Source organism: Paenibacillus lautus, assembly GCF_050482385.1.
GTDB classification, from domain to species: domain Bacteria; phylum Bacillota; class Bacilli; order Paenibacillales; family Paenibacillaceae; genus Paenibacillus_AQ; species Paenibacillus_AQ lautus_B.
Window position 1 is genome coordinate 202450 of sequence record NZ_JBCNHV010000028.1, and the last position, 23278, is coordinate 225727.

The 23278-nt window shown below is 47.5% G+C and carries 21 protein-coding genes and 1 pseudogene; 1 reads left to right on the forward strand and 21 read right to left on the reverse strand.

Features of this window, described 5'->3' with window-relative positions; all coding sequences use genetic code 11:
- Positions 1–198: 198 nt before the first annotated feature.
- From ABEW73_RS29570 to gap, 7 genes and pseudogenes are all read right to left on the reverse strand, one after another.
- On the reverse strand, positions 199–1416 hold the full coding sequence (locus ABEW73_RS29570; protein WP_430171507.1) for an epoxide hydrolase family protein: 1218 nt from the start codon (positions 1414–1416) through the stop codon (positions 199–201).
- Between the two features lie 29 nt (positions 1417–1445).
- Positions 1446–1883, reverse strand: a complete 438-nt coding sequence (locus ABEW73_RS29575; protein ID WP_430171505.1) for a nuclear transport factor 2 family protein — start codon at positions 1881–1883, stop codon at positions 1446–1448.
- Between the two features lie 376 nt (positions 1884–2259).
- Positions 2260–2520 (reverse strand): annotated as a pseudogene (locus ABEW73_RS29580) (phosphotransferase-like protein); the annotation flags it as partial.
- Between the two features lie 785 nt (positions 2521–3305).
- Complete coding sequence (locus ABEW73_RS29585; protein WP_430171504.1) at positions 3306–4613, reverse strand: alpha/beta hydrolase family protein; 1308 nt, start codon at positions 4611–4613, stop codon at positions 3306–3308.
- Positions 4614–4791: 178 nt separating this feature from the next.
- Complete coding sequence (locus tag ABEW73_RS29590) at positions 4792–5220, reverse strand: DUF3021 family protein (RefSeq protein ID WP_430171502.1); 429 nt, start codon at positions 5218–5220, stop codon at positions 4792–4794.
- Positions 5221–5233: 13 nt separating this feature from the next.
- On the reverse strand, positions 5234–5680 hold the full coding sequence (locus ABEW73_RS29595; RefSeq protein WP_430171500.1) for a LytTR family DNA-binding domain-containing protein: 447 nt from the start codon (positions 5678–5680) through the stop codon (positions 5234–5236).
- A gap of 714 nt (positions 5681–6394) precedes the next feature.
- Positions 6395–7396, reverse strand: a complete 1002-nt coding sequence (gap, locus tag ABEW73_RS29600) for a type I glyceraldehyde-3-phosphate dehydrogenase (RefSeq protein WP_430171498.1) — start codon at positions 7394–7396, stop codon at positions 6395–6397.
- Between the two features lie 105 nt (positions 7397–7501).
- Between gap and ABEW73_RS29605 the strand changes: the two genes are divergently transcribed.
- Positions 7502–8356 carry a helix-turn-helix domain-containing protein gene (locus tag ABEW73_RS29605; RefSeq protein ID WP_430171496.1) on the forward strand — a complete coding sequence of 285 codons (855 nt, stop codon included), beginning with the start codon at positions 7502–7504 and terminating at the stop codon, positions 8354–8356.
- Positions 8357–8625: 269 nt separating this feature from the next.
- On the opposite strand, the gene ABEW73_RS29610 is transcribed toward ABEW73_RS29605, so the two are convergent.
- The 14 genes from ABEW73_RS29610 to ABEW73_RS29675 all read right to left on the reverse strand — a co-directional run bounded on the left by ABEW73_RS29610 (position 8626) and on the right by ABEW73_RS29675 (position 23163).
- A complete protein-coding gene (locus tag ABEW73_RS29610) occupies positions 8626–8775 on the reverse strand; it encodes a hypothetical protein (protein WP_430171494.1) in 150 nt (49 codons plus the stop codon).
- Between the two features lie 334 nt (positions 8776–9109).
- Positions 9110–9529: an N-acetyltransferase family protein gene (locus tag ABEW73_RS29615; RefSeq protein ID WP_430171492.1), complete on the reverse strand. Its 420-nt coding sequence runs from the start codon at positions 9527–9529 to the stop codon at positions 9110–9112.
- A 38-nt stretch (positions 9530–9567) separates the two neighbouring features.
- On the reverse strand, positions 9568–9726 hold the full coding sequence (locus ABEW73_RS29620; protein ID WP_430206414.1) for a hypothetical protein: 159 nt from the start codon (positions 9724–9726) through the stop codon (positions 9568–9570).
- 499 nt (positions 9727–10225) lie between these two features.
- On the reverse strand, positions 10226–11119 hold the full coding sequence (locus ABEW73_RS29625) for an alpha/beta fold hydrolase (RefSeq protein ID WP_430171488.1): 894 nt from the start codon (positions 11117–11119) through the stop codon (positions 10226–10228).
- A gap of 18 nt (positions 11120–11137) precedes the next feature.
- Positions 11138–11578: a DUF1330 domain-containing protein gene (locus tag ABEW73_RS29630; protein WP_430171486.1), complete on the reverse strand. Its 441-nt coding sequence runs from the start codon at positions 11576–11578 to the stop codon at positions 11138–11140.
- 53 nt (positions 11579–11631) lie between these two features.
- The gene (locus ABEW73_RS29635) at positions 11632–12243 is read right to left on the reverse strand and encodes a DUF2239 family protein (RefSeq protein WP_430171484.1); all 612 of its coding nucleotides are present in this window, start codon (positions 12241–12243) and stop codon (positions 11632–11634) included.
- A gap of 385 nt (positions 12244–12628) precedes the next feature.
- Complete coding sequence (locus ABEW73_RS29640; protein ID WP_430171482.1) at positions 12629–13639, reverse strand: SGNH/GDSL hydrolase family protein; 1011 nt, start codon at positions 13637–13639, stop codon at positions 12629–12631.
- Entirely contained in the window at positions 13636–15012 is a 1377-nt protein-coding gene (locus ABEW73_RS29645; RefSeq protein WP_430171480.1) for an FAD-dependent oxidoreductase, read from the reverse strand. The genes ABEW73_RS29640 and ABEW73_RS29645 overlap by 4 nt, the downstream gene beginning before the upstream one ends.
- 29 nt (positions 15013–15041) lie before the next feature.
- On the reverse strand, positions 15042–16061 hold the full coding sequence (locus ABEW73_RS29650; protein ID WP_430171478.1) for a glycoside hydrolase family 130 protein: 1020 nt from the start codon (positions 16059–16061) through the stop codon (positions 15042–15044).
- Between the two features lie 216 nt (positions 16062–16277).
- Entirely contained in the window at positions 16278–17180 is a 903-nt protein-coding gene (locus ABEW73_RS29655; RefSeq protein ID WP_430171476.1) for a carbohydrate ABC transporter permease, read from the reverse strand.
- A 108-nt stretch (positions 17181–17288) separates the two neighbouring features.
- Positions 17289–18188, reverse strand: coding sequence for a carbohydrate ABC transporter permease (locus ABEW73_RS29660; RefSeq protein ID WP_430171474.1), 900 nt, complete (start codon positions 18186–18188; stop codon positions 17289–17291).
- A 71-nt stretch (positions 18189–18259) separates the two neighbouring features.
- A complete protein-coding gene (locus ABEW73_RS29665) occupies positions 18260–19666 on the reverse strand; it encodes an ABC transporter substrate-binding protein (protein ID WP_430171472.1) in 1407 nt (468 codons plus the stop codon).
- A 130-nt stretch (positions 19667–19796) separates the two neighbouring features.
- Positions 19797–21422 (reverse strand): response regulator, encoded by a 1626-nt coding sequence (locus ABEW73_RS29670; protein ID WP_430171470.1) that lies wholly within the window; start codon positions 21420–21422, stop codon positions 19797–19799.
- On the reverse strand, positions 21409–23163 hold the full coding sequence (locus ABEW73_RS29675) for a cache domain-containing sensor histidine kinase (protein WP_430171468.1): 1755 nt from the start codon (positions 23161–23163) through the stop codon (positions 21409–21411). Before ABEW73_RS29675 ends, ABEW73_RS29670 begins: the two co-directional genes overlap by 14 nt.
- Between the last annotated feature and the right edge of the window lie 115 nt (positions 23164–23278).

Below are 23278 nucleotides of genomic sequence, written 5' to 3' on the forward strand. Positions count from 1 at the left end.
CTTAGCGTTCCTATGAAAAGAGCCCTCTTTAGATTCATTTTTGCATTATTATTCGCCGTCAGATGTATGGAGTCAACGTACAAAATAGATGGAAACCAAAATAAAATACGACTCAGAATGCCACCGCTGGTTCCACTTAACTATCGTTTTTCGTTAGTCAATACTTCAATCATTCTTCCATATCTTATACTTCCAATTTTATCTAAGTTTTTTAAATGTTCCACGAATATCTTCAATAATAGCGTCTGGGTTTTCCCATCCCGTGAAGTGCCCCCCTCTTTCATGGGCTTTCAAGTAAATCGGGTTATACCAAGCAGCGTCAGGGCTGTCGAGGAACGCTTGAACGCGATTTTCTTTAGTAGTACCCGGAGGATTTTCGCCTCCAAGGAAAGTGATACCCATAGGCGCTTCAACGATCGGTGTACGATTATGGGACGGCGTCCATGGATAACGATTCGCATTTGTATACATCCGAATCGTCATCTCAATGCTGTTGCTGAACCAGAAAATCGATGCCATAGTCAGAAGCTCGTCCTTGGTGTACTTGGCTTCGATATTGTAGCCTGTATCGTCGCCCCACTTCAACCAGCGAGTCATGATCCAAGCAAGAAGTCCCACCGGAGAGTCGTTCAGCCCATAGGAGATAGTCGCAGAGTCAAGCATGTGAACGGCAACATGAGATACATAAGTGCGTTGGAAGTGAAGAATTCCTTCACGAATATCATCTGGTACGCCAGCCGGCACTTTAAATCCGTCGGTTAGGTCCCATGGACGTTCGCCTTGGAAAAGATTGAGCAGAATCGCATGACCCAAATGAATGCCGTAAAGGGAATCCGCATATTTGTGACCAAGTTGACCTGTAATCAGCGCGCCATAGTCGGAACCACTGGCTGCATATTTTTTATGGCCTAATACTTCCGTCATGAGTTTGTGGAAAAGATCTGCTATCTTCCAGAAGTTCATATCTGGCTTCGTAAGCGGCGTGGAGAAGCCGAAGCCAGGAAGCGAAGGAATATAAACATCAAATGCATCTGCAGGATCTCCACCGTATGCCGCAGGATCTGTCAATGGGCCAATAACTTTGCTCCAGTGCCAGAACGTCCACGGCCAGCCATGGCTGATAATAAGCGGAATTGGATTTGGTCCTTTACCAGGCTTATGCATAAAGTGAATAGGTACGCCATCTATTTCTACTTTATAGTGGTCGAAAGCGTTTATCTGCGCTTCTGCCTTGCGCCAGTCGAATTCATTAGCCCAGTAGTCAACCAATTCATTCATATATTTAGCGTCGATACCATAGTATCGGTCTTCATTTCCCGGATTGCTGATGAAGCGAGTATCCTTCAAGCGTCTTTTGAGATCAGCAATTTGTTCATCCGATACATGAATGTTCATTTTATATTGTTGAAGTGACATAATAGTTATACCTCCGTTAATTTAATAATTTATTTGATGAATTCCATTTTAACTCTAGTAATTTTTAAGGACTGAATGAACCATTTGCCATCGACCTTCACGTACGTATCGTGATAATGACCAAAGCCGCGAATCGATGAAAACTCCGAGCCCTCTGAAAATATAATGTTATCTTCCATTGACCATACCGCCTTCGCAATAGTTGGCGATGTGAATTCAAACTCACGCGAGAAAATGTGATGAATCGGTTGTGCCGATCCAACGTTGTCATTAATAGTGCTTTGAATATCTTGTTGACCTTTCATTCTGACAAGCAAGTTTTCTTTTTCATCATAGGCTTCAAAAGTAGCATCTGTAGTAAACAATTTTGCAAGTTCTGGCCACATTTTCTCATCAGCATACCGAACATAGCGAGCCTTAAGATTGCTAATCTCTTCAATTGCGACAAGCTTTTGGATGTCGTCCATTTTTTTCACTCCTTTATACTTAGCAAGAGTATATTCAACCTAATTGGTTAGACTGAATATTCATTCTATAAGTAGTACAATCTCGCTACCGTAAACATTCCCGCAGGCGCCGGTAATAAAGTAAGCCAAGCTTGGTTTTGCAAAAGCAATTTAGATTGAATGATCATTCTAATTTTAGAGTATATTTTGCTTTCGCAGTTAATAGTCCGCTGAATTCCAATAATGAACATCATCATGATTGATTCAAATTGATTTAAGAAAGATGAAATCTCCTTTCGCGATAGTTTAGATCGAACGTTCATTCTAATATTAGGGCGAACCTCGTTATTTGTCAATTGGTAAAGAAAAATTTTCTCCTTTTCGACAGATTAGATCGACCCATTTCTGAAAACAATTTAATTGTTGCATAGTACACTGAGATTATGGGATTAAAAAGTATTTGTCCGACATTATCCACTTCTCTTGTAGGTTCAATATCTGGAAATTTATTATCAATAAAATCATTGTAATTACCAAAAAAATCATCTATGGATAAATGATGAAAAGGAATCTCTTTCTGATTTTTCAGTTCCATAGAAATACTAGTCTTTCCTGAACTTGAAGTTCCGTTCATAAACACAATTAGTCCTTGCTTCAAACGAATCACCCTCACATTTATCCAGACAACGTTTTATTTACAAAGTTCATTAAATTATCCAACTGATAAAATATTCGAGAAGCATCCTGCCCGTTAGCTTAATGAACTAGAGCAGTGAAATGTAGTTAAATGCTTATCTAATCGGTAATCGGACTAGGTTCTTGTCCTTTACGGCAATCGGTACAAGTTCTTGTCCCGAGCCAAGGACAAGAACTTGTACCGATAAAACAAAAAAAGCCGCTAATAGCGACTTTCAAAGGGACCATGTTCTTGTCCACCGACATCAGATCACCACGCTCGCACGAGAATTAAAAAGAGAGTTGTCTTTTAAGCGATCATTCTGGTATTCCTTCAGACTGAGCTCTGATCCTGTCCGTGTGAGGATCCAGAGCTACCCTTTCTCTCTATCGAACCCAGCGTCTCTACACCGTTGGATTGAAAATAGAGTCCCCCCTAGCAGGGATAGGATTACAGGAGCTTGCGGGTTTGGGCCGCCGACCATCATGTTGTATGTAGGGTCATTTTCTTGAATCATGTTGTAAACGTTCACGGAATCCCTCCTGGTTGTTGATAAAAAAATAACTTCTCACTTTGGCGGTATCCCCATAACTAGCAGATAAAGACTACACTGCTTCCTGTAGTCAAATCATTCGCATAATTTATCCCGCGTCACAATTGCTTTTTCCCACATTACTTCATATTCATTAACAAGCAAGCAAGGATACGGTATCACTGTTCGGGTGCTTTATATTTTTCCTATCTTCTCCTGCATGCGGAAAAGATACTCAATACGTCGCTTTTGGAGCAAACTGACCTTGATTCTTTAGCGCATAGTCAAAAAAACGAAGGATAAGTTCATTTTGAGATTCAATCGCATAATACTTATCAATATCTGCTTTTCTGCCTTCTTGCAACAGGTTTGCCAATATAGGCGAGAATAAAGGTAAATCGGTTAAACTTAAATGTTTTGCGCCTTTAAAATGAACGTTGAATGCACCTTTAAAATTTTCATTCGAAATACTATTCGCGATATACGAAGAACTGTTGTCGAGCTGTATCCATACATCATCCGAATAAACGTTAAGAAGCGGGATGGTGTAAGCTTCGGGTTTTGCAGTTAATTCGTTCGTAACTTTATCATACACAAGCTCGCTAAAAAACGGACCATCTATATTTACTACGGCGTCAATGTCATCGCGTTCCCTGCTCAGTGCTACGCTTGCCGCCCCCCCCATAGAGTGGCCGAACACGCCTATTTTCTGTGTATCGATGCGTTCATATACAGAATCTTTTTTTTGCTCAGCTTGATCCAAAATCGTATCCATGACAAAATCCATATCATCCGTTCGCAATTTCATCCATTTTTGATTAAGTTCGAAAAACTTACCAAGCGGATAAACCCCTTTTATATTTGCATTGCTGAAATCTTGCAAGTACTCGGGATTAACCGTCACGACCTTTCCATCCTCGGAAACGGTATAAAAAGAATAATAGGGATGGTCAATCGAAACGACGACATAACCGTGGCTCGCAAGTTCTGTAAAGGTAGAAGTGTTGCTGGTTTTAATACCGAATGCTCCATGGGAGAACACAAGTAAAGGATAGGTTCCGTCTGCCTGTTCAGGATACCAAAATTCCACGTTAACAGACCGATTGTCATCCTGATCCTTAAATTCTTCGATACGATTCTTGTCCGTATAGGTGTAAGTGGCGGTGGCCACTGGATATGGACCTGTCACTTGCGGCAACCTATACTGTGGAAAAAGTAAAACAGGAACAAGCGTAACGACTACGGTCAGTGCTAACAAAAGAAATTTCCATATCGTAGAAAAAGCTTTGTAACGCGGAATGTGTATTTGTTTGCGCAGGAGTGCAACCATCTCCTTGAACGCTAATATAAAGAGCAAGCCTACAAACAGCCCCCAAGTGTACTCCCATACGACAACTTTCCCCAAGCTCAGCATTATGAATCCTATAAACATTGCGATCCTCGTCCAACTCTTCATCTTGTTGCGGCTTTGCTTGGTTACAATGGAATAAACGGCAATTGCCAGTTCGAAGACCAACGTAACAACAAGTATTAAAATCTCCATAAGACTTCTCATCTCCTCCTCCAACATTTTTGAGTTCATCATAATAAATGGAAGAGGCAGGTGTATACGCATAAACGATAAGCTGTAGCTGAGAGCCAATAGGTTGTAAAAAACAACGCAAAAAATTGTACTTACGCTGGGAATACGACTTTATTTAGGAGCGGTTTGTGTATATCTTCTAAACCTCGTCTTTAAATGTTTTTAGTCTTTCATTGATCTTCTGAGCTTCCTTTTTGTCATTCTTATACGTCAGCAGGCGAACGATAGCGTAAACTACGGCAATTTCCAAAGCCAATAATAGTATGCCGAAAGTGCCGTATACGAGATTCAATAGGACAGCCAGAGAAATTAATAGGGATTCCAGAAAAAGGAAATGTAAAATCACTCGGAGGCGCATTTTATTCTCGCTAATTGCATGCGGCGTATATAAAATGATTCCGGTCAAAGCACCCAGAAAAGAGAAAACCATAATTGTAAAAATCGTCTTTAATTCGAAACTTGCATCAGGAGCATAGATTTGCCGCAAAATAGCGATGATTATAATGATGGAGGCAAATATAATTAAGAAATCTCTAATCATTTCTTTTATGAGCTTGGAATACTTCATATAGATCCCCCTTTTATAATCCAAGTAGGTGTTTAAGCATTGGCACATACTGCCGTGATATGACTACCTTCTCCCCGTTATCTAATAATGCTTGAAAACGGCCGCTGATCGACGGATGAATACTGGAAATCTTAGCTATATTTAGAATGGTGGATTTGGAGGCGCGAAAACAATGTTTCTCTTTGCAAAGTTCCTCCAGTTCATAAAGCTTTTGTTTGACTTCATGAACGTTGTTCTTACAATACGCAAAAACTTTTCCGTCAACAGCTTCAAAATAATAAATATCACTAATTTTGATGCGGCTGATCTTATCCTCATGATAACCAAGTATGATGAGAGTTTCGGTTTTTATTTTATTAACGAGCTCATGTATTTCTTCGTCTACTTGGTGACACCTGATGCGGATCTCCTCTTCTTCTGTATGGTCTATTACTTCGATGAAAATTTTGATAAAAATCACCCTCGGAAATTCGAATTAAAACTTGTTTACTTTTATAACGTGAATCATACAACGAAAACGCGGAAGCTTCTACTTTAAGCAACTAAAATGACAGGATCAGTTTAACTAAATCGCTTTTTTTTAGATACACATCTAATCGGCAATCGGACTATGTTCTTGTCCTCCGACAACTTTCTTTGGGATCATCTACTTGTCCCTCGACACTTCTTGTGGGTCCAATAAATAAAGCAGCGACAGAACAAGACTTGATAAATAAAGTCTTAGACTGCCGCTGTTGTTGTTCAATTATCGTTTCCCGTTAGTTTAGTCAAGGATGCTACGAAAAACTATATATTTCGATTTTCATATTCAGATTAACGCCCAATTACTGAACATGTATTTCCGATTTGATATTATTTTGACTTAAAATTTCATTAAATCATGACTCAGCTGCACAATCTCATGGTTAGCATTATTCGCATAATCCGGCAACATCATATCGCTAACCATTTTAGTTCGTAGCCATGTCATAAAGAAAAGATCCAAAAATAAGTTTGGGAATTTAAGCACCATTACGACATGATTGCATCCTCCTCAAGGTGTTTTTAATTTGTCTCACGTTAGGGGATCTGTCCCCACTTTAAAGTGAATTTAAGTGCTATGCCCTGTTTCACCGCTTATGGCAGCTCTTGTGGTTATTCGCTCATTTTTTAGTATCCTCTAGCCCGCTAAACATTACAATTTTGCTAGGTATTTTGCGGTGCGTATTAACTGGCTGGTAAAGGAGTTCTCGTTATCATACCATGCCGCAATTTTCACCAATGTATCTGTTCCTAGCTCTGTTACCTTTGTCTGGGTTGCGTCAAACAAACTGCCGTAAGTCATGCCGATAATATCAGACGAAACCAGCTGTTCATCTGTATACCCATATTCATTCGATTGGGACTGCTCCATCTTCTTATTGACCTGCTCTGCTGTCACGGAGCCGCCTACCACTGCGGTTAATTCTGTCAGTGAGCCCGCCATGACCGGTACTCTTTGCGATGTTCCATCCAGCTTGCCATCCAAGGACGGGATCACTAATCCGATTGCCTTTGCTGCTCCGGTTGAGGTCGGGATGATGTTGCCCGCCGCAGAACGCGCACGCCGCAGGTCGACTTTGGCATGGGGTCCATCCAAGGTATTCTGGTCGTTTGTGTAAGCGTGTATGGTGGTCATAAAGCCCTTTTTGAGTGGTGCAAGCTCGTTCAAGAAATACGCCATTGGCGCAAGGCAGTTCGTCGTACAGGAAGCAGCCGAAACAATGGTGTCGTTCTTAGTCAATGTATGTTCATTGATACCGAAAACAATTGTGGGAACATCCTTCCCGGCGGTGGTGGAGATCAGCACCTTTTTGGCGCCTGCCTCAATATGTGCCGCTGACGCTTTTTTTGATGCGAAGAAGCCCGTGCATTCCAGAACAACGTCAATTTGCAGTTCCTTCCACGGGAGCTTTCCGGGGTCTTGTTCGGCATAGATCGGAATATCCAGTCCGTTCACGTTCAAGCTGTTCTCGCTATAAGAAATCTTGGCATCATAACGCCCTTGCGTGGTGTCATGCTTCAGCAAGTGCGCAAGCATCTGCGGACTTGTAAGATCATTGATGGCTGCAACTCTATATCCTTCCGTATCAAAAAGCTGCCGAAATGCAAGTCTGCCAATTCTGCCAAAACCGTTAATTGCGATGTTAATTGCCATTATTATAACCACCTTTCTGTCAATATCTAAATTATATCCCTTGTATTTTTGTGATACACTGTTATAAATGAAGGATTTAACTATACTATCTGTCAGGTGAGAACTATGTCACAAATTGACCGCCATAAAAACAGAACCGTAAATATCGAATTTGTAGCTGCCGAAGATTTTGCACATTTCCCCTACCCGGAGCGGTTTACTCTTGTTTTTGTTACGAATGGAAGTATAAAAGGGATATTGAACGAACGCCCGGTCACCATTTCAGCACCCGCTATTCTTTGTTTGTCTGCAGAGGATACGATACAAGTTTTAGATAAGCACAACGCTTCTGCATCATCATTTTGTTTTCATCCTGATTTTCTTAACTCGATCCCCCATTCTGAAACACAAAATTACTTTCCGACCGATTTGAAAATACAAACAGGTCTTTCGCTGTTTCATAAGTCTCCTGGACGAACTGGGATACCTCGTATAACCGAGAAGGCATATCCTCAATTATTTGAGTGGTTTTTTGTGCTTGGCACAGAAGTGTATGCGCAAAGCGATGCGCTCTGGGCATGTAGAATAAAAAAATACCTTATACAAATATTAGGGGTGCTTGAGGATTTAAACCGTGACAGCGAACAATCACCTGTGGATGTAGTTCTTGAATATATACACACCAATTATCCGGACAAAATCATCCTGGAAGATTTGACAAAATGCGCGTACTTGAACCGCGTTTCTCTCAATAAGATGTTTCAGGAAAGATGCGGGTGCACAGCGATGAGTTACTTACTGTCGCACCGCTTGAAGGTTGCGGGGAGTCTTCTGACTCATACAGACATGAGCTTAAATGAAATTGCACGTGCTACCGGATTTGAGTATGACACTTACTTCATAAAACAATTTACGGCTAAAAAAGGCATGTCACCAACAGCATATCGGGAAATCTCCCGCAAGTTCTCTGCTGCCCAATAATGAAGCAAACCTTGACTGGCTTGGGCGCACAGTGGATGGCCATAATTATTTTCATCTGGAAAGCAAAACAGCTGGATCCACAGGTCAGCATTTTTTTCAATGCATACTGATAATGAAAAAACCTCAGCTGGGTTAACCGAGCTGGGGTTAATAAATGAACTATTTTTGTTTTTGACTTTCTACTTAGCAGGGAGCACTTCATCTTTGGTTGCTGCCACTCTTAAAGTTTTTTGATTCCATTGACTTTTGAATTCAGGCGCAAGTCTCGCTTATGCTTTAATAACTTCAACCTTTTTATCCCCTGCTGTCTTCTCTACCTCTAACGTTGTTTTACCTTGGGTAGCGACTATTACGCCAGTAGCCAGAATAGAGACGATTAAAGCTGCGCTGAGCGCCGTGAAAATTTTCTTCTTGACCATAACCATACCTCCGATATCTATTATGTAATAAGCGGCTCAAGACTATGACGAGCCGAGGGTAACTACATGACTGTGAAAAGGAGATAATCCAACCTAAATTTACGTGGTGTCCATCACCCAATGCTAGGTTCCGTTAATCAGTATCAGCTATCACTTAGACTCCACTAATTAATTACAATATTTCACTTTTTTGTTGGGTATCCACCTGGTGATTGTATTATAACGTACTGACAATGATTGTAAAAGGAGTTTTTCCTTGTGTTCAAATTAATCTGCAATAGTACTATGTTCTTGTCCATTCCGGGCAATCGGTACAAGTTCTTTTCATCAGGATTCATTCATAAACAAGAACCCAATATTTCGCCCCAGATTGCCCTTCCTCTACTACTGCCTTCCAGCCCCGCTTTTTATAGAAACGAAGCGCTTTATGATTCTCGGAGACACATTTTAACGTGACGGGTGTCCCCAGTTCTGCCACAGCGCGTTTGAGTAACAGATCGCCAATGCCTTTGCCGGCAGCAGCCGGGTGTACAAACAGATTATGAATAAAGCGATTAGGGACATATAATGAGGCGAATCCAAGGACTTGGGCGTTCTCATCAGCCAAAAGAATTTGTTCTTCGGACGTATCCTGGTCAAAATCATCAAGCGTCATCTCATCAGCATTGGCCCAGTGAAAGCTTTCACGACGGGATTCAAGATAAATTTGTCTCAATTGTGGATAGTCTGCGCTACTTGCTTCTCTAATGATCATCAGATTTATCCCCCTGTTCACTATGAATAGATTTACCTTTAACCTAGATAAGACTCTATGATTAACTTAGCCTGGGTTTTCCCTGCCAATAATAAATCATCGCTGAGCTTCGGATCACTAACCGCGCGTGCCAAAGCAACGGTACCGACCATGCTGCTTACCAACGCATACCCGGTAGAGGCATCGACTTTTGCCATCTACTAAGACTTTTTTAAGTATCTACATATATAAAACACATAGTATCAAATAAAGTTTGGTTTCATATCAGGACATTTTCAGAAGAACCTCTCTTTAGAACCGTTCTTATCTCAATTCGGCCCTAGCGTCCTCCTTTATTAATGGACATAAAAAAACCGCCAGAGTATGGCGGTTCCTATCTTAATCTCAATCGTGTAATTATCCAATCAATCAGAACCCCGAATAACAGCCATGTCACAAAGTGAATTCCATAAAGTACAAGCTGCCAAACAAGCTCACTGGACAAAGCATAATGTAAATCTGTCAACGGAGAATATCATAATCAATATTTATAACCCAAGGTCTTCGTGTGTCAAATTACTCTTACTGCTAGCGACAGACGTGTCTATAGATCTTTTATTCTCTGAAGCAGCAGAAAATGCTATCTCAGATCCGCTAAAAATAGCGGCTTTCAATGATAAAGTGTTCTAGTCATGCGATAACATCGTATTTTTAAAATCATCCGCTGCGCCGGGCTGTCCGTTCAATTCCATCGGCAATGGTTTCAAACAGCTGCGGCGGCAGATCATGTCCCATGCCTTCAAGCAACATGAACTCTGCGCCAGGGATGGTTTCAGCCGTGTCTTTGCCACATGCGGGGACAAACATCGGATCGTCCATTCCATGAATGATCAATGCTGGAACGTTTACTTTTGCCAGATGCGGACGGCGGTCGCCCGAAACGGCAATTGCTGCAATTTGCCGCCCAATACTGCCCGGGTCATAAGCTCGCTGAACTTCCTCTCGAATGAGTGAACGATACTCGTTCTCTTCGAACGGATAGCCGGAACCGGCAATGCGCTTGGCAAAAGCCAGATTATGAGCCAAATACCCTGCCTCATCCTCCATCGGATTCGGTGCAGGCCGAGTCATCAATGCCATGACTTCCGGGGATGTTGGGGGAAGGTCTGGGTTTCCTGTTGTCGACATGATGGAAGTAAGGGACAGAACCCGTTCAGGGTATCGACTGGCTGTAAGCTGGGCAATCATGCCGCCCATTGAGCGGCCAACCAAATGTGCCTTTTTTATCCCAAGTGCGTCCAGGAGCCCGATCGCATCGTCAGCCATATCATTAAGTGTATATGGAATATCGGGGAGTTGTCCCGACATCAGTGTTTTTGCGAGTGCTTCAAAATCCAATGCAGCGTATTGGTTAAAATGTGTGGATCGTCCGGTATCACGATTGTCAAAGCGAATGACTCTAAATCCTCGTTTCGTCAAAATCTTACAAAATGGAACTGTCCAACGGATCATTTGAGTTCCCAGCCCGGCGATCAGAAGGATCGTTTCGTCCGTTTCGTTGCCATAACTGTCATAGGCGAGATCAATACCATTTACTTTCAGAATACTCATTGTTGTTTTCTCCTCCATCTAAATGACTTTAGGAATTTCTGCTATGGGCAGCAGGCGGGAATCTTCAAGGGCCGCAGTCCGATGTCCAATACCCGCCAAGTACGCTGTATGATCCGAAAAGGCAAGAAACGACTGCATGCTGCTTTGACGAATCAACATGACAAAATCCCAACTTTCATCTTCGGGGCCAATCAGATATTCCCCTCCATTGCCCATAAAAACGATCTCCCCATCACTTTCATGTAAAAAAGGGAGTGTGTGTTTCATGTATCGGTCGAAAGCTTCCGCCCCACTGATCGGTTCATTAGGGGCTAGTTCAGGGTGAGATGTGTAGTCTGCGATATCACGAAAACGCAGCAGATTTAACATGAATATAGCCCCCTCCATGTTTCGGCGTACAAACTTCATGCCGTTGTTTTGAGTCGGTTCAATGTAACGAATCAATTCAGTCACGTTCATAACATTCCTCTCGATTTTTTTTTTGCTGTTGTCAACAAATTTTGGCGTTGTTCTTAGGTCTCTTCCTTTATGAAGGCATTCTCGGCTAATGTTTTGATATGGTCTCTGATACCGGGTGCCCAATCGTCAATTAATTGGTAAAAACGATCCCGGTTTCCGGCATACAGTGCTCTCAAGGCCTCTTCGTGCTGAGGGAAATCGCCCGCCATTGCCGTCATAAAATGATAACTTGCTTCTTGTGCCGCGCGAACCTCACTCTCATATTTCCCGGAACGACGAGCCTCATCGACCAGTTTTCGTAAAGTTACAGAAGCTCCCCCAGGTTGAGATTTAAGCCAATCCCAATGTCGAGGAAGCAAAGTAACCTCACCAGATACCACCCCCAACTTGGGACGACCAACCCGCCTGCTTGGTTGTTTGCTTTCTTCCGCATCTGCAGTATGGCCAGCGAGATCACTCAACCGTTGAAGTACCTCAGCTGTTTTTCCACGAAAATCAATATCGATTGGTTTTCCGGTCAAATCGTTAAAAATAAGTAGTCGGGCGATTTCCTCATCATCCAGGGTATCCTTTACGGTAGCAACAACGTGCTGCAATGACCCTTTGGCAATGCTCTCTCCCCCTACAAAGGCAGTACAGCTTATTTGAGTTAGTTCAGTCTGCATTCTATACCTCCATCTTTACAGCTCTTTTTCAATAATTATACCCGGGTAAAAACAAAATATCAATATCACCCGGGTATAAATATAAGTCTTGTGTATTTGGCGCCCGCTAACTTTAAAGAAAAGGAGCAGCTGCCACTCCGGTAAACTGCTCCTAAAACTGCACAAAAAAATAGCCCCGTTATAATGAGATAAGCTATAAAAAGTGGTGTAGCAATGGTTTTTTATAAATTAGAGATGAAAGAAAACTTCTTGTGCCGGTAAAACAAATAAGCCGCATCTAATGCGACTTATTATGAAGTGTTCAGGTTTTTTCGTTCAACCAAGTTAAAAAAGACAACGCCTCTATGTTAGGACTTCCCATTGGTCGTACCCGTATAGTAAAAATTCAGCTCTCCGCGTTTTGATGTACACCCTGTAACGCAAATTCATGAAGATCGCGAAAACGCCGGCCTAACAGCTCATATCCCTCGGCTCCAGGATGCAGGCCATCCGACAGAAAGGCTTCATCCTTCGGACCGAACCAGTCCAAGCCATCCTGATAGTACAAATGGCGATCACCCCGAGCTCTTAGCAGTTCCACTGTTTCGCGGATGAATTCTCGCATTATGGGCAGGGTGAAGCCCAGCGAATTGAGCTGCGTTTCGCGGAGAGTGCCATAAATCGGAGAAATGACAAGCAGCGGGGTGTACCTATGTTTGTCGCGTATCGTCTTCAGCAGCCCAATCAGCAGCGGTTTGAACATACGTGGGCTTAAGGTGCCTCCGCCATAGATGTTCACGCCCGCACAAATGGAGATGAAATCGGCCGGCAAGTCGCGAATCAACCGTCCGATCATCGGTTCCATGTGGCAGTTGCCCGAGAAGCCGAGATTGGTCAAGCTGAAACCGCAGGCTTCGGCGGCAATGGCAGGCCAGGCGCGAGAGGGACTGGAAGCCCCGACGCACTGGGTAATGGAGCTGCCGTACGTTACCCAGCGGGGCCGGGTATCCGGCAGCGGGACTCCGTGAGCTTGATCCCCAATTCGCAGGCCGGTAACGATCATCCCTATATTTTGCGGAAGCCAAATCTCCAAATCCTTGGATCCGTTCTCAAGTCCGCTGAACAAGGCTTCTGTCGCTCCAGCGGACAGACTGAGCGTCAAGCGTAATTCTCCTCCTGCCATGCAATCCATGGCGGCGTCATCCGCAAGCGGTGCAAAAGTTACTGCCACCTCGGTGGAGTCCGTGCGCAGCCGCAGGCGAATACCGGCACATATCTCGGCTTTGCCATCGATTCCCGCAGGTGGATACAGTTCGTAATCCATGTAAGGAATACGCCAGGGCTTGATTCCATTCTCCCTGCGCTCGAGCGACACCGCGCCGTGAAACCACTCATCCGTTAATGGAAGCTGCTTCACGTCGTTTTCCCTTCCTTCTGCTTCTCGTCCGGAATGAAATCTTCTCCCAGCCATACGTCCTGTTCCAGCAGCCGCTCCTGGAGCTCGGCTACGGAAATGCCGCGCGAGCCGGTGCCGTCCCGCAGCGCCAATGCAGCTGCCGTCCCCGATGCCTGGCCCATGGAGAAGCAGTTCGGCATCACCCGCAGGGAGCCTTGCACTGCTCGATCCGAAGACACGCAGCGGCCGGCAACCCAAAGGTTGTCGATGCCAATCGGCAGCATAATCCGGTATGGTACGCCGTGTGAAACCCCCGGCGGCAGGTGGTTAAAGGTCATTTCGCTTTTGCTGTTGGCGAGATGAATATCGATGTAGTATGCGTTGCGGGCAATGTCGTCCGGGAAGGAGCGCGCAGCAATGAAATCCTCGACCGTCAGGATATAGTCCCCTTCGATACGCCGTGTCTCCCGGATGCCGAGCTGCTCCCCGCTCGCCACCATGTGGGCATGCTCAAAACCCGGCACGTAGCGGCGAAAGAATTGAAGCTGGCGTTCCGCCGTGCGGCGTCCTTCAATCGCCCCCCGCGTCAAATCCTCGGCAAGGGTGCCGTCAACGCCGAATACATGACCGAAGTTGACACCCACCAAATAGTCGCTGACCCAAGCAAGGCCGGAGATCGACTTGCGGCCCTCCGGCAGTGCGCCGTCCTCGATCGCCAGCTCCACCGTTTTGTGCAGTTGGCCCGTGTCCCCGCTCTCTTCCAGGTACCGTTTGAACCTTGGACGGTCTACATTCGCAAGCAGATAACACATGCTGCCGGGCTGAAGTTCGCCAGCTTCCCCGCCCTTCTGAAAAGGAACTCCCGCCAGTGCGGCAATATCCCCATCTCCCGAGCAATCGATAATATACCGGCAGGGAATGAAAGATCGTCCTGACTTGTTTACGACAATGACACCCTCAACATTCCGACGGTCATCAGACAGGACAACATCGTAAACAAAAGTGTGGTACAGCGGCATCACGCCGCTTTCCAGAATGGCATCGTCATAAACTCGTTTCAGTACTTCGGGATCGATTGGCACCCAATCCAGCATTTCTTGATATTCCTCGCGGTACTGGGGATCGCATGCCTGTTTCATTCGTTCCATCAGACCAAGGCCGAGCCCCCGGATAATCGGCTTCCGCTTATCCGTAAAGGGACAGAAAGCCGGAACGAGTGCAACCGTACCCATGCCGCCAAGGAAGCCTCTCTGCTCCACCAGCATCGTTTGCGCTCCCCCTTTCGCAGCGGCAATGGCCGCGGCGATTCCTGAAGCTCCTCCGCCGATCACCAGCACATCCACTTCGCGGGCAGCCGGAATGCTGACGGACGGCAACGTAATATGTCCTTTCATCGAAACCCCCTCCATTCTGCTTTAACTGATCATAGTTGCTTATTGACTGTACCTTCCAGACAAAGATGCAGCAAATCATCTACATGCGCAGTTGCCAGGCATTCTACGGTATCGGCGGCGCCGTAGTAGATTTTGACTTCCCCGGTATCCTCCAGAATCATGCCCCCCGGAAAAATAACATGATTGCGAAAGCCTCCATCGGTCTCATAATCGGCTTCCGGGGCAAGCAGCGGCGTCTTTGCCCTGCCGATGATCCGGCTGGGATCGGCAAGATCAAGCAGCAAAATGCCGGATGTATAGCGCTTCTTCCAGCTGTCCTCCCAGCCGTTCTTGCCCCGCCTGCGATCGATGTCCACGGCATGGAACAGGGTCAGCCAGCCTTTGTTCGTTTTGACGGGCGGAGCGCCGGGGCCTACCTTGTCATTGGCATAAGCTACATCTTCAACCGCCAACAGCAGCTTGGAATCGCCCCAGTATTTCAGGTCAGGCGAGTCGCTCATCCACATGTCAAAGCGGTCAATCCCGCCCCGACTGTATACAGGCATCGGCCGCTCCAGCCGGACATACTTACCGCCGATCCGCTCCGGGAACAATACCATGTTGCGGTTGTCCGGCAGCGACAGACTCAACACCTCGAAGGAGCGGAAATCCTCGGTGACGGCAATGCCGCCGCGCAGTCCGTGCTTGGTATCGACCGCAAAACACATATAACATTGCTCGCCGATCACCGTTAGCCGAGGATCATACACGCGGATCACCTCCTCATCATGCCAGGACCAGCACGGTTCCGGCTGCACATCCCACGTTATACCGTCATCGCTGAAGGCCAGCCCAAGATTCGTCGTATGATGAGGAGCCATGATTCCTTGATGTTCATCGCCGTAGTCATTGCGGAACACCATCACGTATTTGCCTTTAAATTTGGTAACCCCGGCATTAAAGACCAACGCCGGACCGTAGGGTACATCACCCGGAGTCAGAATCGGATTCGCGGCATGCCGGGTAATGATCGGGCTGGAAAACAAAGGTCCTACTATAGAATCTCTCATTTGCATCATGCTCCTTGTAGAGGTTGTTCAAAAAGTTCACTTTTGATCACGAAGTGAATCAGGAAGTAACTCGGCATCGAATCTTGCATTCATACGTGCCTTCCGGTGCTCACGTACCCAAAACGTACGCTCCGCTCCTCAGCCCCTGGCTTCATCCAACCTTCTCGGTGCTGAAAACCGGACTTTTTGAACACGCACTTGTATATGGAATTGAGTTTAACCTTTGACTGAACCGGCCGTTACTTGAATAAAGGACTTATTCGCCACAATGTAAGCGAGAAGCATCGGCAAGATCGACAGGCATGCTCCCGCCATCATCAAATGAATTTGCATGGCCGCGGAAGAACCGTAACGAAGATTCGCCAGCCCGACGGTGAGCGTCTGCAGCTGCGGGTTCGTCATCGTGAACACCAGCGGCAGAATATATTCGTTCCAGGCATGGCGGAAGGCAAACAGCCCCGCCACGCCAAGCCCCGGCGTAAGGAGCGGGAGAATAATCCGGAAGAAGGTTCGGACGAACCCGGAGCCGTCCACCATGGCTGCCTCATCAAGCTCGCGGGGAATCGCTTTGAAGAATCCCAGCAGCATAAAAAATGTGCTGGAATGGGCGCTGATCAGAATGAGGATCACTCCCCACAGCGTGGTATTCAAGTTCAGCGCAACCATCAAATCGAATTGCGGGCGCAGCACAATGGCACCAACGGATATAAACATCATCGACGCCTGCGTCGTCACATACAGGGATTTGCCAGGAAAATGGCGACGTTCTACCACATAAGCCGCCATGGCAGCGACCAGCAAGGTGCCGACGGTAACCATAATGCTGACAAGAACGCTGTTCCAGGTATAACGGGCAAAATGGGCCTGCTTCCAGGCTTCGGCATAATTGACGAACTGCAGCTTGGCCGGCAGCAAGCTTCCTCCGGTCATCATTTCGGCGCCGGTCTTGAGCGAACCGAACAATGTCATGAATAGAGGAAATAGTGTCAGTATCGCCGTTATCAATAAAAACAGCCACATCACCGCACGGCCCATCATTCTGCCTGCGCGACCGGAAGGCGGGCGGGCGGCGATTTCACCTCGCGCGTCCGGCTGTTGGGGTAACACCTGTTCGTTCATATGCTGATCCTCCTGCACGCCTGCAGCCGTTCATGATCAACCGATCTGCGGCGTTGTTGTCAAATCGTAATGGCCTTCGCAAAGTTGTAATGTAAACTTTTGAACCCTTTAATACAACTTGTTCATTTTACGGCTCAATAAGAAATACAAGCCCGTGATCGCTCCCACAATTACAGCGCTCGCGAAGCCTACGGCGCTTCCGTATCCTAGCTGCTGCTGGACAGGCGAACCCGTGGATACCGGGAACAACAGTTTGTACAGATAGAGATACATGACCTCGGTTTTGCCGATCGGTCCGCCTTCCGTAATGAGCATAATGCTCTCATAGCCTTTCAGGGATGCGATAATCGCGAGCATGATGACCAACTGGGCAATTGGCGCCAGCATGGGAAGCGTAATGCTCCAGAACCGTCTTCCGGCGTTCGCGCCGTCCATCGCCGCACTCTCGTACAAATCCCGCGGAATGCTCTGCAATCCGGCCAGAAACAACAGCATATAGTTGCCGACCGCGCCCCATACCGCTACAATAATGACCGTAAGCATCGCATGCTTCGGCCCGAGCCAATCGATCGGCTGCGAGACCAGGTGCAATTTCATCAATACGGTGTTAACCATTCCGTTATAGGAATTAAAGATCGTATAGAACACCACGGATATAACCGCAGTGCTGATGATTGTCGGCATAAAATAGATTCCGCGCAGCAGATTCCCGCCCCGCAGCTTGCCGTTCAGGATGACTGCGAGCAGCAGAGACAACGGAATCGTTAGAAGCAGCTTGCCTCCGGCGTAAATAAAGGTATTGCCAACCGATTCCCAGAACAGCGCGTCGCGTATCAGCCGACGGAAATTGTCCAAACCAACAAACAACGCATCACCGTATCCGGCATAGTCATAAAACATATAGCGCAGCATCCATAACAAGGGATAGATGCCCAGAGCCGCCGTCAAAATGATGCTCGGGGACAGAAACAGAGCATTTTCCCCTGCGCGTTTCCATTTAAAACTCACGATTCGTTCCTCCTTAGGGGAAAGAAAAGGGGCGTCCGCCAAAAAGTGCGCAGCAGCCCCATCCTCGCCTGTTATTCTCCCTGCGGTTTGGTTGGATCAAAGGCAGGGTTCGGAGTTACAGTGACCTCGCCTTTCTCCACCGCTCCGGACAATGCGGCGTTGTATCTGGTGTTCAAATCTTCCGTAATCGCTTTCAGATCTTCATCGGTAAGGATATATTTGAAGAAAGCGTCAGCGTAGGTGGAACCCTCAGGAGTAACGTTTGGCGAAGCAGGCCAGAGCGAGTCGTGTTCCCCGACCAGGAAACCTTCCATGCCATTGATCTCCGGATCTTTAGCCTGCTCTACAATGCTTGGCACGATGGCTATCCCGAAGCCTTTTTCATGATAGGTCTTCAGAACCTCGTCGCCGTGCATATACTGCATGAATTTCCAAGCCGCTTCCTTATGGGCCGATTGAGCGCTGATGCCGAGCCACGTTCCCGCGGATACGATTTCGGAAGTTCCCTTGATCTGACCATCCAGTGTTGGAGCCAACGCCCCTCCCCAGTTGATTTCAGTCGGGAATTGATCCATGTACACGCCCGGCTCCGTCGAGAAAGAAAGATACATACCGATTTTGCCTGCGGCGAATTGGGCGCGAAGCGGATCAATGTCCAGCGCTTCCGCGCCAGGCAGGATGCTTCCGTCTTTATACATTTGCTTGAAATATTCGATGACCTGCGAGTACGGCTCAAAATCGAATTGGCCTGTCTTGAGATCAAAGCCAAGTCCCTGGTAGCCGCTCAAAGAAAGAATCTCCCGCACGGAACGGTCAAATGCTTGTTTCGGATTTTTGAAGTTCAGTGCAAAACCATAAATGCCTTCGGCTTTGCCGACTTCGGTAATTTTCTTGGCATCGTCCACCATTTCCTGCAGCGACTTCGGAGGATTCTCGATGCCCGCTTTGGCAAAGAGATCCTTGTTGTAGACCAGACGCATGGTGAGGCCGGTGTTGGCGAGCGAGTACACCTTGCCGTCAAACCGGTTGACATCGTCGATCAGCAAGCTGCCGAACTTCGCTTTCAAGTCATCGGTCAGATACTCGTCAATCGGCTCAAGATACCCTTTTTTGACAAATCCGGATGTATTGGCGCTCTTTAAGCGCAGCACATCCGGCGCCTGGTTGCTGGAGAAGGCAATGTCGACGCTTTGCGCGTAATTCTCGGACATGACCGTCAATTCCACCTGGATGTTATCGTCGTTTGTTTCATTAAACTTGTTGATCAATTCCTTGATATACTCCTGGTCATGACGGTCGTCAGTCCAGTATTTAAGCTGTACGGGTTGGCCCGCCTCGGTGGGTGGAGCTGCCGTTCCGCCGTCGGGCTTGCCATTCGACGTACCGTCATTGCCATTGTTGTTGTCACTCCCGCCGCAGCCTGCGATTCCGGCGGCCAGAACGAGGCTCAGGCCGAGACCTAACCATTTTTTTCGCATACATTCTACCCCTTTGATTAACGTTAGTATTGTGAGCTCGTTTTTAATTATAGAATCCCGTAGTCGGAAAAGGAGTGAGGCAAATTCACTCTCAAGGGATAGAATTCTATGGTCTGCTCCAGCACGAACCTCACGCCTCCGGCCGGTCCATGTGATAGCCCGCCCTGAATTCCGACGGCGTCTGGCCGGTGATCTTCTTGAACATCTCGCTGAAATATCTGCGCTCTTCATACCCTACTGCCGCAGCAACCTCCTGCACCTGCGCCCCCTCTACCAGCAGCAGCCTCGCTTTCTGAATGCGCTCCGAGGTGATATACTGTGTGACCGTCATTCCGGTCACCTGCTTGAACAGGCTGGAAAAATAGCTCGCGCTGAGATGCACATGGGCGGCGCATTCACCGACGGTAATATCCTCGGACAAGCGGCCCATGATATAGGCGGTGGCTTTATAAATCACCTTCTGCCCTTCGGATAAGCTGTTCCGGCGAACCAGTTCGGCTCCCTCCGTGCACAAGGCAAGCAGCTGTCGCTGCAAAGAGGCCAACGGCAACCCCGCCGTCCCTTGCACCGTTCTGAATCTCTGAATGAGCGGGTGTATCTCCGAATACGGAACCATTTCGTAAAGGGTTCGAATCGCAGACGCGGCCAGCTCATCGTACAGACTGAGGAGATAATCCGGATTTTGCCGGGAGATCCGTTTCTGCAGCGCTTCCGAAATCGCGGACAGCATCGCGTCCGTCCGGACGGCATTCCCGGAACGTAGGGCCAGCAGCAGTTCTTCCTTGTACTCCAGCGCCAGCGGCTCCTGACTTCCGCTCTGCTGGATATCGTCATACATAATGGCCGCATTGCCTTCGGTAAACAGATGATGGGAAAGCGCACGCTGGGCCTGACGATAGGAATCCGGCAGCCCGCTGATCTCCTCCACTCTGCCTCCGACCCCGACCGAGACCGTAAACTTGGTATATCGTTCCATATTCCGGCAGCACTGCTCGGCAATTTCGATCGGACGGTCCGGTCCGGTATCGTTCAGTACGGCCAAGTACTGGTCATGACCGGCTCGGAAAAGAACGCTGCACGCATACTGGGCAAGCGTCTCCTGCATAATATTCAACAGCGAAAACCGGATCAGTTCCATCTCCTGGACAGACTGTTCGGCAACCTGCTCCCGGAAACGGTCAATTTCAATCAGCATCACCACGAAACCGCGCGGCTCCAGCTCAATGTTCAAGAACGCCCACCGTTCCGATGCCTCTTCCCATGAAGTGCGGTGGCTTACGAGCAGCGCAAAGTATTCCTGCCGCAGCGCCGGCATGCTCTCACGGAGCTTGTTCTCCATTTCCCTCAGACTTATCCGCTTGGACCTCTCTTCTATGATCTCTGCCCTTGCTCGAAGCACAGCCGACATCATGTCTTCTTCTGAGAAGGGTTTCACCACAAAATCAAACGCTCCGAGCTGCACCGCCTGCTGCGCATATTCAAAGTCGGCATAACCGCTGATCAGAATGACTTTGCAGCCGGGGTTCTCTTCCAGCACCAAACGCAGCATGCTCAACCCGTCCATGATCGGCATTCGGATATCGGTAATAACCAGATCCGGCCGCAACCCATTGATCAGCTTAAGCCCCTCTTCCCCATTGCTCGAAACGCCTGCGACCCGAATCCCCTGCTCTTCCCAGTTCATCGCGGTCAGCCCCTCCACCACGCTTTTAATATCGTCGATAATGCAGAGACTGATCGCCTTAGAATTGCTCATCCAAATGCTCCCCTTTCTTGGGCAAAGAAATCCGTATTTCGGTTCCACGCTCCGGCGCACTGTCTGCATGAAATTCCGCACTGTCCCCATAATAGAGGCGGAGTCGCAGGATCAGATTGGACACCGCATACCCTTTCTTCGATTCCCGGGAGAAGAGCGCGCGCACCTGGTCTTCGTTCATGCCGATGCCGTTATCGCGTACGGCAATCGTCCAGCGTTCCCCGTCCCCGGCGATTTCGATCTCGATCCGGCCGCCGTGTTTCAGGTCGCGGAAACCGTGCAAAATGCTGTTCTCCACCAGCGGCTGCAAAATGATGCGCGGAATCGAAAGCGATGACACCTCTGGTTCACCTGCATGGATCTCATAAGAGAATAAACCTTCATAGCAGCTTAACTGCAGCTCCAGATACTGGCGCACATGCTCCAGTTCTTTCGACAAGGTCGTAATCTCCTGACCGTTGTTCAGCCCGAGCTGGAACAGGCGGGAGAGCGACATGACCATTTGCTGCGAGGGCTCGATCTGCTTCAATTTCAACTTCCAATAGATGGTGTTGAGCGTGTTGTACAGAAAATGCGGATCCATCTGCGCCGACAGTGCCTTGATCTCGGCAGTCCGCTTATGTGTCTGCGCCTCCGTGACCTCGTCGATTAACACTACAATCTGTTCGAGCATGCGGTTAAACCGGTATCCCACCTGACCTAGTTCATCTCCGCTGCCGCTTTCAAATCGGGCGCTCAGATCGTTGTTCTCAACCCGTTTCATCACCTTCAGCAGCCCTTGCAGCGGTTTCAGCAAATAGCGCGAAAATGCCCCCGAGATTAGCGTAGTAACGGTAAAAGCAGCCAGTGTAACCCCGGCGATGAGCCATTTGACATATACCATGTCATGGAGCACATCGTCCCGGGAACGGATGGTGGTCATCGTCCAATCCGCTATGCCGAGACGGGCATAATTGAGCAGATAGGTTTGTCCGTCCAGTTCAAAGGGTTGGCTTCCCTCTGAGCGGTTTATCATCCCGCTTAAATTTCCCGCGTCCACCACCTGCCTGGCCAGCGGTTCCTTCACGGGATAGACCGTCTCACCTTCTGCGTTCAGCAAGAAGCTGGACGCCCCTTCCGCGGTGTTCCCCTGTACCAGCTTGCGGAAGCCGTCCTCACGGATATTCACGACAATATAAACGCCGCTGACCGGCGTGTCAAAGATCGGCTCCAATATGAGCGAGATCACGCGTTCCTTGCCGGAGAATAGCATATCCTCATGACCTTCCACCCAAAGATTCTTTTTCTCCTGTTCAATGCGCGCATGCAAAACGGTATCTTCAAATGCAGTGAGCCGATTCCGATTCATGGACGAAGGATAAAATTCGCCAATCGGCGTAAAGACGTAGATCGATTGGATTAGCGGCTCGGCGATCCGAGCCTGCGAGAAAACGTTGTCAAGATCGTTCAGATGCATGTAATATCTGCTACTATCCCCGGAGGCGGCATCCTTCAGCATATCGTAGAACGGCTGGCTGATCATAAACGTCATCATAATCAACATCAGTTTATTCAGTTTCTCATCTACAATCTGTGCGGATCTGACCACCGTGTCCTGCGTGAGCTTCAGCGCATTCTTTTCCAGCGTCGCAGTCGAGATATAATAAGACAATCCTCCGGTCATCAGAACAGAAAGCACGATGACGGCCAGAAAAGCGACCTTAAGTTTGTTGCGGAACGATTGCCTGCGGAGGTACTCCAAGCTTTTCACGCCTTCCGTTAAATTGTTTGCTTTGATTATGTCACTGCAGCTCCTGTTCGACAACGTAAAAAAACGAAGCTGCCCCAAGCAGCCATGTCATGGCTTTAGGGGCAGC